We start from the raw sequence: 338 nt of genomic DNA on the forward strand, positions 1-338 counted from the left end.
CTCCGCCCCCAGAGCGCCCGCCGCCGCCCGTGTGAGGACCACCAGCGTGACCGTGCCGGGCAGCGACCGCCACGCCCGGCGCACCGCCTCCGCGTCCTCCGCGACCCGCACCTCGACCCCGGCCAGGGCCAGCCCGGTCACGTCGGCGCGGGCGCCGATGGCGGCGACGGTACCCATGGTCAGGCCTTCCCGATCAGCAGGATCGCGACCACGAGCCCGTACACCGCGATGCCCTCGGCCAGGCCGACGATCACCATCGCCCGGCCGAACATCTCCGGCCGTTCGCTCAGCGCGGCCAGCGCCGCGGCGCCCGTGTAGGCGACGGCGATCGCGGCCCC

Annotated in this window: 1 protein-coding gene; it reads right to left on the minus strand. The window is 77.2% G+C overall.

What is annotated here, in order from left to right:
* Positions 1–179 precede the first annotated feature (179 nt).
* Positions 180–329 carry an ATP synthase subunit C gene (locus CCN72_RS33900; protein WP_267890907.1) on the minus strand — a complete coding sequence of 50 codons (150 nt, stop codon included), beginning with the start codon at positions 327–329 and terminating at the stop codon, positions 180–182.
* Between the last annotated feature and the right edge of the window lie 9 nt (positions 330–338).

This window comes from Streptomyces murinus (assembly GCF_002154555.1).
Classification (GTDB): Bacteria; Actinomycetota; Actinomycetes; order Streptomycetales; family Streptomycetaceae; genus Streptomyces; species Streptomyces murinus.